10 protein-coding genes are annotated in these 14,352 nt (G+C 61.1%); 5 read left to right on the top strand and 5 right to left on the bottom strand.

Annotated elements, in window-relative coordinates:
• The first annotated feature begins 84 nt into the window (after nt 1-84).
• Entirely contained in the window at nt 85-873 is a 789-nt protein-coding gene (locus EDF70_RS18895) for a DUF4394 domain-containing protein (RefSeq protein ID WP_132276687.1), read from the top strand.
• Between the two features lie 95 nt (nt 874-968).
• On the opposite strand, the gene EDF70_RS18900 is transcribed toward EDF70_RS18895, so the two are convergent.
• The 5 genes from EDF70_RS18900 to EDF70_RS18920 all read right to left on the bottom strand — a co-directional run bounded on the left by EDF70_RS18900 (nt 969) and on the right by EDF70_RS18920 (nt 7,773).
• The gene (locus EDF70_RS18900; protein ID WP_132276689.1) at nt 969-1,262 is read right to left on the bottom strand and encodes a hypothetical protein; all 294 of its coding nucleotides are present in this window, start codon (nt 1,260-1,262) and stop codon (nt 969-971) included.
• A gap of 115 nt (nt 1,263-1,377) precedes the next feature.
• Nucleotides 1,378-1,689 carry a hypothetical protein gene (locus EDF70_RS18905; protein ID WP_132276691.1) on the bottom strand — a complete coding sequence of 104 codons (312 nt, stop codon included), beginning with the start codon at nt 1,687-1,689 and terminating at the stop codon, nt 1,378-1,380.
• Nucleotides 1,690-1,779: 90 nt separating this feature from the next.
• A complete protein-coding gene (locus tag EDF70_RS18910) occupies nt 1,780-2,586 on the bottom strand; it encodes a TIGR02186 family protein (RefSeq protein ID WP_132276693.1) in 807 nt (268 codons plus the stop codon).
• Nucleotides 2,586-3,506, bottom strand: coding sequence for a sulfite exporter TauE/SafE family protein (locus EDF70_RS18915; RefSeq protein WP_132276695.1), 921 nt, complete (start codon nt 3,504-3,506; stop codon nt 2,586-2,588). Before EDF70_RS18915 ends, EDF70_RS18910 begins: the two co-directional genes overlap by 1 nt.
• A gap of 262 nt (nt 3,507-3,768) precedes the next feature.
• Nucleotides 3,769-7,773 carry an SEL1-like repeat protein gene (locus EDF70_RS18920; protein ID WP_132276697.1) on the bottom strand — a complete coding sequence of 1,335 codons (4,005 nt, stop codon included), beginning with the start codon at nt 7,771-7,773 and terminating at the stop codon, nt 3,769-3,771.
• 506 nt (nt 7,774-8,279) lie between these two features.
• On the opposite strand from EDF70_RS18920, the gene EDF70_RS18925 reads away from it, so the two are divergent.
• The 4 genes from EDF70_RS18925 to EDF70_RS18945 all read left to right on the top strand — a co-directional run bounded on the left by EDF70_RS18925 (nt 8,280) and on the right by EDF70_RS18945 (nt 14,351).
• Nucleotides 8,280-10,073 (top strand): acyl-CoA dehydrogenase C-terminal domain-containing protein, encoded by a 1,794-nt coding sequence (locus tag EDF70_RS18925; RefSeq protein ID WP_132276699.1) that lies wholly within the window; start codon nt 8,280-8,282, stop codon nt 10,071-10,073.
• Nucleotides 10,074-10,264: 191 nt separating this feature from the next.
• Nucleotides 10,265-11,473: an acetyl-CoA C-acetyltransferase gene (locus tag EDF70_RS18935; protein WP_132276701.1), complete on the top strand. Its 1,209-nt coding sequence runs from the start codon at nt 10,265-10,267 to the stop codon at nt 11,471-11,473.
• Between the two features lie 182 nt (nt 11,474-11,655).
• Nucleotides 11,656-13,872 (top strand): 3-hydroxyacyl-CoA dehydrogenase NAD-binding domain-containing protein, encoded by a 2,217-nt coding sequence (locus EDF70_RS18940; RefSeq protein WP_132276703.1) that lies wholly within the window; start codon nt 11,656-11,658, stop codon nt 13,870-13,872.
• 128 nt (nt 13,873-14,000) lie between these two features.
• On the top strand, nt 14,001-14,351 hold the full coding sequence (locus tag EDF70_RS18945; RefSeq protein ID WP_132276705.1) for a hypothetical protein: 351 nt from the start codon (nt 14,001-14,003) through the stop codon (nt 14,349-14,351).
• Nucleotide 14,352: the final 1 nt, after the last annotated feature.

Consider the following 14,352-nt stretch of genomic DNA (forward strand, 5'->3'; position numbering starts at 1 on the left):
CCATGTGTCTCCCTTTCGAGAGACGTGAAAAGGCCGTGTGCCAAAAGCGCTCTCGACGAGATCGAAACGTAACGGGAGAACGTCATGACCATCGCTCGCACCTCGCTTATCGCATCCACCATGCTGATCGCATCGTTTGCCACCGCATCCGCCGCCCCAGTGCTCGGCCTCACCGGCGACAAGACGCTCGTCATGTTCGACACGGCAAAACCGGCCGTCACCAAGACCATGGACGTCACCGGCGTGACCAAGCTGGTCGGCATCGATTTCCGCCCCGGCACCAAAACGGTGATCGGCGTCACACCGGAACACACGATCGTCTCCATCAACCTCGAAACCGGCGCTGCCACCGAAGTCGCCAAGATGGACAAGATGCTGACCATCACGGAAGCGCCGGTCGTGGTCGATTTCAACCCGATGGCCGACCGCCTGCGCTTCATGAGCGGCACCACCAACCATCGCGTCCACCCCGATACCGGTGCCGTCACCGTCGATGGCGTTTTGGCCTATGAGGATGGCGACATGCACAAGGGCGAGACCCCGAACATCGTTGCCGCCGCCTATACCAACTCGATCGGCAAGCCGGAAAAGACGGCGATGTACAATATCGACGCCACGATCGGCGCGCTGATCCAGCAGACCAAGCCGAATGACGGCACGCTGAAGGCAATCGGCAAGCTCGGCATCAAGGACAAGCCCGCCACCTACGCCTTCGATATCCAGGGTGAAGAGGGTGGCAAGAACACCGCTTATCTGGCGGCCGGAAAATCGCTCTACACGGTCAATCTGGAAACCGGTGCGGCCACCGAAGTCGGCGCCATCACCGGCACGGACAAGGAAGTCCGCGACATCGCCATCCTGCCGGCCATGTGATTTTTGGCTGATATGCCCATCCGCAGCGGCGACGTTGCGGATGGGGGGCGCTTACGGCGTATTCTGTAGATTGTTGTGAGGATGTCAGATCGTCTTCAGCAACTTTGCCAGTCATTCCATCTTGAACGAAGCGCCTCCAACCTTTCGCGAAATGAGCCTCGACGGTCCTGATACTGTGGGAATGTCTCCAGCCCCCATTCCGTCTGCTCAACAAAATGGGTGACGGCATCCTGCTGGCTGAACCCAAAGCGAGCCTCAAGCTCAGCAATCTCCGTCTCATCGGTTGCCTTAACCAATGCGGTCGCTTGCTTTGTAGTCAGTTCCCAATGTTCGATATAAGAGGTAACCACTCCCGTGATCGCCGGTTGATCGCCCGATCGAATTGCCATTTTTCCTCGCCTCATTGATCAAACAGAACGATAGCCGGGTATGCGCGGAGAGCACTCGCTCGCAAAAACCAAACGCCGACTTTTTCAACGGAAACGGCCGATTGCGGGCGTGCGGCTATTCCTCTCCACGATCTACAATCATCAAAGTAGGCTGACCTATAGAGCCATAGATGAAACACTCGGGATTGGTCGAGGTTGGGATACGGCTTACCCGTATCTCACCCTCATTGAAGAGGATCGTGAACCACTCGCCGGACCATACCACATCTCTAACTATGACCGGGTCATCGCCAAAAGATATGCTGACCTTGACATCGGTCCAAGCCGTTATGCTGCCATCTTCGAAAATGATCATCGTATCATATTTTGCTTTGTGCTGAATTTCCCTCAGCTCTTTTCCGATAAGCTTCTCGGCTATTAGATCCATCTATTACCCCTGCTGTCTGACCAATAGCATAGGCTGCTAGGTATTGGTCGACGCCCGTCCGTGGCAGCAAAAGCAGCCACCCACCACCACTCACTTCTTCCGGAACATCAAACTAGCCCCCCAGCCCGTCACCAGCGCAATCAGCACGCACAAAATGCCATAGGCAATCGGCTGGTTATGCGCCGCATCGGTGATCTGCTGTTCTATGCCGGTCTTGTTGACGCGGAGCGGCAGTTCGCGCTCGGCCAGAAGCGTGCCGCTCTTGAACAGGTAGGCGCGCACCATATGCACACCATCCGGCACATTGGCCGGCAGGCGCAGGCTGGCGCGAAACAGGCTGGACGAGACGAAACGCACGCCGCCAAAGTCGTGCTGGTAAAGACCTCCCGCCAGTTTCAGACGGCGATAGGCCTCGCGGAATTCGGTGAGGTTTCCGGCATTGCCCACATAACCGGTCGGCGACAGGCGCATATGCTCCGTGCCGATCGGCAGGCCGCCTTCGCTCGAAAGAATGTCGTCGATCTGCCGCGTCGCCGCCACCGAGTAGGAGGCCGGCACCTGTTCGAAGGTCATGGATTCGGTATTGACCCAGATACCCAGAACGCGGCTTTTCTTGCGCACCGTTGCATAGTCGAGCGGCCCTTCCAGCGTCACCACCACATCATACTGGCCGATGGCGAGCAGCAGTTCGTCGGCATTGGTCAGCGCGCCGAAAATGGTGAGGTCCGCCCCGCGAAAATCCGAGGCGATGGCGATTTCGCTGGTCGAGGTGCCGATCTCCAGCCCTTCCTTGGCGGTCGTCGCTTCGCCGAACGGCACCTGTGCGGCAGCGGGCTGACCGACAAAAACAAGGGCTGCAAGAAAAGCGAGACGGCGAAGGGTCGCAGGGAGCGGCATCAAAAACTCCCGATGGTGACGGAATAGAGATCGGCCGGCGTTACCACCAGCGTCACCGCAAGGCGCAGCGCCACGGCCAGAACCAGCAGCGCCAAAAGCGCGCGCAGCTGTTCGCCGCGCAGTTTTTGGCCGACGCGCACCCCGTATTGCGCACCGATCACGCCCGCCACCATCAGGATGGTGGCCAGCACGATATCGACGGAATAGTTGGTCGCTGCCTGCACCATGGTCGTATAGGCGGTTACAAAAATGATCTGGAACAGCGAGGTTCCGACGACCACGTTGGTGGGAATGCGCAAGAGATAGATCATCGCCGGCACCATGATGAAACCGCCGCCGACACCCATGACGGAGGTCAGGACGCCGATACAGAAACCCAGTGCCACGATCGGAATGGCCGACAGATAGATTTTTGATTTCTTGAATCGCATCTTGAACGGCAGCCGGTGCACCCATGTGTGGTGGCCGGGCCGTTTCAGTGTCGTCGGTTCGTTTCTGGAGGCGCGGCGCAGTGCCCGCACGCTTTCGTTCAGCATCAGCGTGCCGACCGTGCCGAGCAGAAGCACGTAGAGAATGGCGATGAAGAGGTCGAGCTGGCCTATGCTGCGCAGCCAGGAAAACACCCAGATACCCGCCGTCGCCCCCAAAAGACCGCCGACCAACAGCACCGTCCCCAGCTTTATATCCAGCGTGCCGCGCCGGAAATGGGTGATGGCGCCCGAGATCGACGAGGCGACCACCTGGTTTGCGCCGGTGGCAACGGCCACGACGGGAGGGATGTTGTAGAAAATCAGCAGAGGCGTGATCAGAAAACCGCCGCCGACGCCGAACATGCCGGACAGAAAGCCGACCGCCGCACCCATGCCGAGGATGATGAAAATGTTCACCGAAAGCTCTGCAATCGGCAGATAGACAGTCACGGTCAACCTCGAACGGCTTCGCCGTCGCGGGCGGTGATCGCGTGGGTAACCGCCCGTTGCGGCGATGAAAAAACAATGCCGGCCAACGTCGGGGTGACGGGGCCGGGCTCGATTGTCATGCGCCCGCCCATTAGACAGGTCAATCCATAAGCTTGGATTAATGCGGCGAATTTCCGATCACCAATTCACGCCTACGCCGTGCTCATAATACAGAAAAGCGCGCAAACCTTTCGGTCGCGCGCCGTCCGATGTCGTTTTCCGATCAGCCCTGGTTGGTGGCCAGAAGCTTGCGCACCAGTGCCTCGTTCACCTTGCCGTCCGGCTCCATGCCATTGGCCTTCTGGAACGAGCGGATGGCGGTGACGGTTTTGGCGCCCATCTTGCCGTCCGGTGCGCCCGCATCGAAACCATTCTTGTTGAGAATGGCCTGGATGTTGCGGATCGCCTTTTCCATGTCGACCGAAGCGGTCTTTTCACCCCTGCCGACCCATTCGTCCGGCAGGTTGACGCTGTTGGCGTTGGGATCGACCGGCTTGACCTGCCAGCCATCGGCCTGCGCCTTCGCGGCATTCAGCTGTTCCGGACGCATGGCGCTGCCCACTTCGTCGCGCTTCTGGGCGGCATCCTGATCACCGCCGCGGGCTGCAACCGCAAACCACTTGTAGGAGGCGTCGAGGTTCTGGGGCACGCCATTGCCGCGGGCATAAAGGATTGCAAGGTTGAACTGGCTGTCGGAGACACCGAGATCGGCTGCCTTTTCGAACCAGCTCACAGCCTTGGCGTAATCCGGCGTACCGGCCGCACCCGATGCGTAAAGCACCGCGAGATTGTGCATGGCGCTGGCATTGCCGGCATTGGCCGCCTGCTCGTAATAGCTCATCGCCTTGGTGAAATCGCGTTCGACGCCGGTGCCTTTCTCGTAAAGGTTGGCAACGCGATATTGCGCCGGTGCAAGGCCACGCGCGGCTGACATCTCATACCAGCGCGCGGCTTCCGGAAGGTTCGCGGCAACGCCACGGCCATCCTGATAACGGGCACCGATTTCGAACAGCGCCTGCGCATCACCGGCGGCGGCTGCGTCTGCCAGCGATTTCGGTCCCATTGTCGCTGGCACTTCGATCGCAGCCTGAGGGGCGGCAGATGCCGGTGCCTCGACCTGCGCTTCGGACCGGGCAATTGCCTCGCCGACGGATTGTTCAGGCGCGGCACCGGTTGGCGGCAACGTCGATTGGGCCACTTCCGGCACCGGGGCCGAGGCTTCTGCGCCATCGGCGGACGGAGCCGCCATCGGTGCTGCATCTGCGGAATTCTGCGCGGGTTCTATGGTTTCGTTGGCGGGCAGGCCGGTTTCCGCTGCGGGTTCGGTCTGTTCAAGCATGCCCACTTCCGGCGGCGGTGCGTCATCACCACGCGTCAAAGTGTTGATCAGCGGCATTGCCATCAGCGCCAGAAGCACAGCACCGACAGCCAGCAGGATCGGCTTGCGATGTTTGGCAAATGCGCCGGAAAGGCCGCCACCGCTGCTGCCCTGCGCTTTCAACGCGACAGTGCGGTCTGTCTTGACGGGTTTGCTCTTGCCGGCCTTGGCCTTGCCGCGATTGCCGGCGGAAATGCCGAGCGTCGGATCGGTTTCCAGCGCCGCAGCCTTGGCCGCGCGTCGCGCAGCCGCAATGTAATCGACGCTCTCGTCGGACGATGCCGGGTTGGCGCTGATGCCGGCCTGGCTGGCCCGCACGCGCTCGAGAATCTTCTTCACGTCGGGCATGCCCGAGCCCGGCTCCAGCGGCACGTTCTGCTGTTCGGGTAGCAACATGTCGACAGGGTCGATCGAAGGCGTCGGCTCCACCACGGTGCGATCGGTCGCCTTCGGTTCGGCTTCCCTGTGACCGGATAGAAAGCGCTTCATGCCGCCAAGAAGGCTGCTGGGGGATTTCTTGGCCGCAGCGATCGCGCGGCTTTCCTTGTCGGCGGTGCGCTGCGCATTTTCGTGGTCGTCGGCAGCCTCGCCGTTCTCCAGCAGACCGCTTTCCAGATCGTCGGCAAACAGCGCGCGTTCGTCCAGGCGCTCGTCTGCCGGCATGGCAACCGAGCTGTGCAGGTCTTCACCACCGGCAAACATCGGCACCGTCGCCTTCGGCATGACGGGTGCGGCCTGCATGGCAGGTGCAGCCTGCATGGAGGTTCTGGTCGGTGCAGGCGAAGGGGCCGGAGCAGGGCGGGACGGCTCAAAACTCCCCTGCCGGGAAAGGCTGCCTTCCATCGTGTCCAGCCGGTCTGCAATGCTGACCAGCGTCCGGTGCAGCATTTCGAATGTCTGGTGCGTGCGTTCTTCCGAACCGCGCGTCAGGTCTTCCAGATGGCGCAGGTCTTCGGCAAGCGCCGTTAGCGCGCCCATGTCCGGTGCAGCGCCACCTGTCGCCGTACCGTTGCGGGCATAGGCTTCGACCACGGCCTCGGCTGCCTGACGGGCTGCCTCGATCACGTATTCGTCGCTGGTCGCCATATACCCTTCGATGGCCGACATGCGCTCTTCGAAAGCCGCAGGCAGTTCGAATTCGCCGGCCGTCTTCGGTTCGCTGATCAGGCGCGAAAGGTTGGCGATCTGGTCTTCGAGATTGCGCAGCGCATCATTGTCGCCGGCAGGAGCCGCGGCGGCATCGTCCAGGCGCGCAGCGATATCGCTCAGGCGCCCTTCAAGGCGGCCGAACATGGCGTTATCGAGCGGCGCTGCCGGCTGCGTGATCTCGATTTCTTCGATGCGTCGCGAAATATGGTCCAGTCGCTCGGCCAGCGCGTCGTTGACGGAACCCTGTTCCAGCGCATCGATCTTGCGGGAAATGTCGGAAAGATAGCCAGTCAGCTCGGCGGGTTGCGCCGGCTGCTGCACGCGTTCCATCAGGATGGCGAGATCTTCCAGACGTTCGTCCAGACGCATCGCACCCTGTTCGCGGGAAAAATCGTCGATCTTGCGGGCCAGCGCGTCGATGCGCACGCCCATTTCGTCATCAAGGGCGTTTGCGGCGGGCAGTGCCGATTGCAGCGTGTCGCGATGCATGGCGTCAATCTGGTCGGAAAGGCCTTCCAGCCGGCTTTCCAGCCGCCCGATCATGCCATGTTCCAGCGCGGCATCGGCAGAGGCGCGGCTGCTTGCCGCCAGCGCCCGGCTGATCTCGTCCAGACGCTTGTCGAGCACCGAAAACTGCTCGACGATCATCGGATCGTTATGCGGCACCATGCGGTTGCCAAGCTGTTCCACGGCAGCGGCCAGCGTCAGCAGCTTGTCTTCCAGTGCCAGAATGGCGCCATTGTCACCAAAGGCACCCAGCTGTCCCTTGATGTCGTCGATCCGGTAGGCAAGCGACACCAGTTCCTCGCGCAGCGCGCCGGGGTCGGCATCGAGCACGCGCTCTTCCAGCCCCTGAAACTGGGTTTCCATGCGCTGCATGGAGTCCTCGCGGGCAAGCCCCTGCATGACGGTGCGCAGGCCTTCGAATTCCAGCCGCAGGTCTTCCGTTTCCGGTGCGCCGCGATGGCCAAGATTTCCGATACTGTCGGCCAGCCGCGCAAGGTCGTTGCGCATGTCGTCGGCAAAATGGCGATCCTCGGCAATCGCCCGGATCGAGCGGATTTCCGAGCGCAGGCCGTCCATCTCGCGGGCAACGCCCTGCGAAATGTCCTGCTTCAGATCCTGCCGCAGCGTGACCAGCGCTTCGGCGATATCGTTCATGATCGCATCCGGCAGACCAGCCGGCGTGCCGGCGGGTGCGGCAATGCGGGCACTGGCCGGCAGCGCCGGGCGGGCCGAAGCCAGAGGCGGCAGCGCCCGGCTTTCGGCGCGTGGCGGCCGGTTGTCTGCAATCGGTGCTGCCGGTGGCGCGATAGGGCGGCGGGGTGTGATCGGTGCACGCAGCGCCGGCTCGGCATAGGCTTCCGGCGGGCGGATGTCGCGCTGTGGGTGGCGGGCGGCATCGAGCGCGCGCTGGCGGCGACGGATTTCTTCAAGCGGATTGACGGCGGAAGCGGCTGCCTGTTGCGGCGCTGCTCTCTGCGTTGTCGGCTGCTGGACCTGCTGCTCCGCATAACGGTTCTGTTCGCGGCCGTCGCCGGGCTGACGTTCAGTGGTCTGACGTTCACTGGTCTGACGCTCGCGGGCAGATGAATGCATCAGCCCTTCGATCCGTGCTTCCAGCCCCTCGATCGTACGGTTGAGCGCGTCCAGGGAGGACGTCTCGCCGCGACGGGATGGCGTGGGTCGTGATCCGTTCATGGTCTCGCTCGCTTCGACAGCGCGGATCGGGTGACGATCCGCTGATTGGTATTCTCCGACGACACCCCTTGCGGAGAAATCACCGGACACCACCCCATGAGAATGCCGGACAGGACTTTCCTCAACCTTGAGTGGTTGCGGCTCCTCATAAGACAACGCGAGACAAAAGAATGAGGTGCGCCACGACTAGTTCAGAGCGCACAATCCACCAAACGTGGTAAACGCCCGGTTAACCGGGGTAAGGTTTTTTAACTTTTGCTGTTGGAAGCGGCTGGATCTGACATGCAGGCGAAAGCTTTTGCGAGCTCTGCTCTTTTGTTTTCGCCGCGCAATCACTCACGGAGCGCATTCGCTTGCACCTGCTGCTCCGTCCTGCGTGCCACTGCAGCTGTCGTTCAAATCTCCAAAAACTGCTTCAAAACGCCATTGACGTTTACGCAAACGTCAATATTTTAGCGGTGGAGTTTGCCGGTGTTGCAGCCGGCGCGCAGAGGAGGAGTTTGCGCATGCCCGTCTACAAGGCCCCCGTTGAAGATACGCTGTTCGTGCTGAACGACGTGCTCGGTCTCGAACGTTTCGGCAATCTGCCCGGCTTTGCCGATGCAACGCCCGACATGATCGAGGCGATTCTGGGCGAGGCGGCCAAGGTGGCGGAGGAGGCTCTGTTCCCGCTCAATCTTTCCGGCGATCAGGAAGGCTGCACCCGTAAGGATGATGGCTCGGTCACAGTGCCGAAAGGTTTTAAAGGAGCTTACGACCAGTATTGTCAGGGCGGCTGGATCGGTCTGGCCGTGCCGGAAGAGTTTGGCGGGCAGGGGCTGCCCTACACGCTGCACGCCGCCGTCGGCGAATACATGTCGTCGGCCAACATGTCGCTGATGATGTATCCGGGCCTCACACAGGGCGCCATCGCCGCCATTCTCGTCCATGGTTCGGACGAACAGAAAGCCACCTATCTGCCCCATATGGTCGGCGGCACATGGTCCGGCACCATGAACCTGACGGAACCCCATTGCGGCACCGATCTCGGCCTGTTGCGCACCAAGGCCGTGCCGCAGGGCGACGGTTCCTACAAGATTTCCGGCCAGAAAATCTTCATCTCCGCCGGCGAACACGGCATGACCGACAACATCATCCACCTTGTTCTTGCCCGCATCGAAGGCGCGCCCGAAGGTACAAAAGGCATTTCGCTGTTCATCGTGCCGAAATTCATGGTGAAGGACGACAGTTCGCTCGGTGATAGAAACGGCGTTTCTTGCGGTGCGCTCGAAGAAAAGATGGGCATCCACGGCAATTCCACCTGCGTCATGAACTATGACGAGGCGACCGGTTATCTCATCGGCGCGGAAAACAAGGGCCTGTCGGCCATGTTCGTGATGATGAACGAGGCCCGCCTCGGCGTCGGCCTGCAGGGGCTGTCGATCGCCGAGACCGCCTATCAGAACGCCGTCGCCTATGCAAATGAACGCATCCAAGGCCGCTCGCTCTCGGGCGCCAAGGCACCGGACAAAAAGGCCGATCCGATCATCGTCCATCCGGATATTCGCCGTTCACTGATGACCATCAAGGCCTTCAACGAAGCCGGCCGCGCCTTCCTCCTTTGGACCGCGCTGAAATCCGACATCGCCCACCGCTCGCCGGATGAAAAGGAACGCCAGAACGCCGACGACCTGCTCGGCCTCGCCACGCCGATCCTCAAAGGCGTGTTGACCGACAAGGGGTTTGATCACGCTGTAATGGCCCAGCAGGTGTTTGGCGGTCACGGCTATATCGAGGAACATGGCATGAGCCAGTATGTCCGCGATGCCCGTATCGCCATGATCTATGAAGGTGCCAACGGCATTCAGGCGCTGGATCTTGTGGGACGAAAACTGGCGCTCAACGGCGGCCGCGCGGTGATGGCGATGTTCAAGGAAATCGGCGATTTCTGCGAGGAAAACCGTGCTGATGAAAATCTGGCCTTCTACACGAAACACCTCAAGAAGGGTCTGAACGACGTACAGGCCTCAACCATGTGGTTCATGCAGAACGCCATGGCAAAACCCGACAATGCCGGTGCCGGCTCGACCGATTACATGCACCTCTTCGGCCTCGTCACGCTCGGCTACATGTGGGCAAAGATCGCCAAGGCCGCGCAGGAAAAGCTTGCAGCGGGCGATGCGCGCGAAGACTATCTGAAGAACAAGCTGGTCACGGCGCGTTTCTACATGGAAAAGATCATGCCCGAAACCGCGCTGCGCAAGGTGCGCATAGAGGCGGGGGCCGATAGCGTGATGGAACTGGCGGCAGAGGCGTTTTGATTGAGAATTCTCTTCTCCCCTCGGGGAGAAGATGTCCGAAGGACAGATGAGGGGGGCGACGAAGGGAACACGGCGGAAACGTCGAACCTGCCGTACCCCTCATCCGACCCTTCGGGCCACCTTCTCCCCGAGGGGAGAAGATATAAAAGAGATTCCAAGGCAACCGAGTTGCCACTCAGGGAGATGACACCATGACCGAAGTCTTCATTTACGACCACGTGCGCACGCCGCGCGGTCGCGGCAAGAAGGATGGATCACTGCACGAGGTTCCCTCCGTCCGCCTCGCGGCAAAGACGCTGGAAGCCATCCGCGACCGCAACGGCCTCAACACCGAAACCGTCGATGACATCATCATGGGCTGCGTCGATCCGGTGATGGACTCAGGCGCCGTCATCCCCAAGGCGGCTGCCTTCGAGGCCGGTTATTCGACCAAAGCTCCGGGCATGCAGATCTCCCGCTTCTGCGCCTCCGGCCTCGATGCCATCAACTTTGGCGCCGGAAAAATCGCAGCAGGCTCGGATGACATCGTCATCGCCGGCGGCGTCGAAAGCATGTCGCGTGTCGGCATGGGCATGTCCGGCGGTGCCTGGTACATGGACCCCTCGGTCAATTTCCCGTCCTATTTCATGCCGCAGGGCGTGTCTGCCGATCTGATCGCCACGAAATACGGTTTTTCGCGCGATGACGTCGATGCCTATGCCGTCGAAAGCCAGAAGCGCGCCGGCAAGGCCTGGGACGCCGGTTACTTCAAGAACTCTGTCATCCCGGTTAAGGACCAGAACGGCCTGATCATCCTCGACCGTGACGAGCACATGCGTCCGACCACGGACATGCAGGCACTGGCCTCGCTCAACGCTTCGTTCCAGATGCCGGGTGAAATGGGTGGTTTCGAAGCCGTCGGCATTCAGGCGCATCCGGAGATCGAAAAGATCAACTACGTCCACCACGCCGGCAATTCGTCCGGCATCGTCGATGGTGCTGCCGCCGTGCTGATCGGCTCCAAGGCGGGTGGCCAGTCTCTGGGCATCAAACCGCGTGCCCGCATCCGCGCCTTCGCCAATATCGGTTCGGACCCGGCGCTGATGCTGACCGGCCCGGTCGATGTCACGGAAAAACTCTTGGCCCGCACCGGTATGTCGATTGCAGATATCGACCTGTTCGAACTCAACGAAGCTTTTGCCGCCGTCGTGCTGCGTTATATGCAGGCTTTCGACATTTCCCACGACATCATGAACGTCAACGGCGGTGCCATCGCCATGGGCCACCCGCTCGGCGCCACCGGCGCTATGATTCTCGGCACCGTTCTGGATGAACTGGAACGCCGCGATCTGAACACCGCACTGGTTACGCTCTGCATCGGCGCCGGCATGGGCACGGCGACGGTCATCGAGCGGGTTTGAGGGAAGCCCCCTCATCCGCCCTTCGGGCACCTTCTCCCCGTTGGGGAGAAGATAAGGGAGCGGGCCGCGAGGTTGCCATTCCTCCTCTCCCCTCGGGGAGAGGTCGCCGAGCGAAGCGGAGGCGGGTGAGGGGGGAGGCCCCACGCGAAGACAGAAGATTTCAGGGAAGAGGAAATCCCACGATGAGCACCTACACCAACTTCACCATCGAAACCGACGCAGACGGCATCGCGGTCATCACCTGGGACATGCCCGGCAAGAGCATGAACGTCTTCACCGTCGAGGTGATGGACGAACTCGATGCCCTCCTGAAACAGACGGTGGAAGACGCCGCCATCAAGGGCGTGGTTTTCACCAGCGGCAAATCCTCCTTCTCCGGCGGGGCCGATCTCACCATGATCCGCGGCATGTTCTCCATGCTGCAGGAGGCCACGGCAAAAGATCCGGCCACCGCCAAACAAAAGCTGTTCGAAGTTGCCGGCCGCATGACCTGGCTGTTTCGCGCCATCGAGACCAACGGCAAGCCTTGGGTGTCGGCCATCAACGGTACCTGCATGGGCGGCGCGTTCGAACTGTCGCTCGCCTGCCACGGCCGCGTTGCCGCCAATGGCAAGTCGGTCAAGCTGGCGCTTCCCGAGGTCAAAGTCGGCATCTTTCCGGGTGCCGGCGGCACCCAGCGTGTGTCGCGCCTCACCGATGCCCAGTCCGCCCTGCAGATGATGACCACCGGCCAGTCGCTCACCCCGCAGCGCGCAAAGGCCATGGGCCTTGTGCATCAGGTGGTCGAACCGGAGCAACTGGTCACGGCGGCCAAACAGATGATCAAGGACGGCCTCAAACCCATCGCCCCCTGGGATGAAAAAGGTTTCAAGGCCCCCGGCGGCGGTGTGTGGACGCCTCAAGCCGCCCAGCTCTGGCCGGCCGCCCCGGCCATCCTGCGCCGTGAGACGGCCGGCAATTATCCGGGCGCGCTCGCCATTTTGAAATGCGTCTATGAAGGCCTGCAGCTCCCGTTCGATACGGCGCTGAAGGTCGAACAGCGCTATTTCACGCAGGTTCTCGGCACCACCGAAGCCTTCTCGATGATCCGCTCGCTGTTCATCTCCATGCAGGAACTGGGAAAAGGCGCGCGCCGTCCGGCTGGCGTTCCGAAAAGCGAGTTCAAGAAAATCGGCGTCGTCGGCGCCGGCTTCATGGGCGCCTCGATCGCTTACGTCACGGCCGCCGCCGGCATCCCCGTCGTGCTGATCGACCGGGATCAGGAAGCAGCCGACAAGGGCAAGGCCGTTTCGGAAAAGCTGGTGGCGGAAAGCGTGTCCAAGGGCCGCCTCACCAAGGAAGAGGGCGAAAAGCTGCTCTCGCTCGTCACCTCGACGCCGGATTATTCCACGCTCTCGGATGCCGACCTGGTCATCGAAGCGGTGTTCGAGGATCGCGCCGTGAAGAAGGCGGTGATCGAACAGGTCGAGGCCGTTATCCCGGCCACCACGATCTTTGCCTCCAACACCTCCACCCTGCCGATCTCGGGGCTTGCGCAAAACTCGAAACGCCCAGACCAGTTAGTCGGCGTGCATTTCTTCTCGCCGGTCGAAAAGATGATGCTCACCGAAGTCATCCTGGGAGAGAAGACCGGCGACAAGGCACTGGCCACGGCGCTGGATTTCGTCGCAAAAATCAAGAAGACGCCGATTGTCGTCAACGATACGCGCGGTTTCTTCGTCAACCGCTGCGTCTTCCGCTATATCAACGAGGCCTATGACATGCTGGCCGAGGGCGTGCCGGCAGCGATGATCGAAAACGCGGCAAAAATGGCCGGCATGCCGGTCGGCCCGCTCTCCTTGAACGACGAAGTCGCCGTCGATCTCAGCCAGAAGATCATGAAGGCCTCGATTGCCGATCTGGGCGAAAGCTCGGTCAAGCCGGGCCACATGGCGCTGATCGACAAGCTGGTGAACGATCTCGACCGTCGCGGCCGCAAGAATGGCCAGGGTTTTTACGATTACCCGCCAAAACCGGCCAAGAAATCGCTCTGGCCCGGCCTGAAAGATCTTTATCCGCAGAAGCCGGCCAGCGAAGTGGATGTCAACCTTCTGAAGCAGCGTCTCCTCGTGACGATCGCACTGGAAGCGGCCCGCACGGTGGAAGAAGGCATTGTCACCGATCCCCGCGAAGCCGATGTCGGCTCCATCCTCGGTTTCGGTTTCGCGCCTTATACGGGCGGCACGCTGAGCTATATCGACGGCATGGGCGTCAAGACGTTCGTGGCACTGGCGGAAAAACTGGCAGCTCAGTACGGCGACCACTTTGCCCCGACGCCGCTCTTGAAGGACATGGCAGCGAAGGGCGAGACGTTTTACGGACGCTTCGATCCCTATGGGAAAGTGGGGGAGGCGGCGTAAAGCTGCCCCGGTTGAGGACAAAACAAAGCGGAAGCTGGCTACGGCCGGCTTCCGAATATAGTGTGCCGGGATGTTGAAACGTCCTGCGCCCATGGCTTGCCGGGGAGATGGTCTTCGGGAGCAACGTCATGTGGATAAAGAATTTTCTGAGGCCAAGCCGGCCGCGCAACGCCTACCTGCAGCAAGCTGCATTCATCCTGCTGGGTATCGCGAGCGCTTGTTGTATCCTGGTTTATGTCGCGCAGTATGACGGTGATGCGCTGTGGCTTCTGGCGGCGCTGCTTGCATTGCTTGTTCCATGCGGGCGCAACATGATGTTTGCCTATGAGGCATCCAACGCAACCATTCTGTCGATGGAAAACCCTCTCATCATCGTTGTCGGTTTCATTCTGCTTTTGCTCGTGCTGCCGCTTCTGGTGTTTGTCCTCCTTGTCGCGACACTGATACAGGCCGCAAGAGCGCCCTCGGTCCTTCGGTAGG

Source organism: Neorhizobium sp. JUb45, from assembly GCF_004343585.1.
Lineage (GTDB): Bacteria > Pseudomonadota > Alphaproteobacteria > Rhizobiales > Rhizobiaceae > Neorhizobium.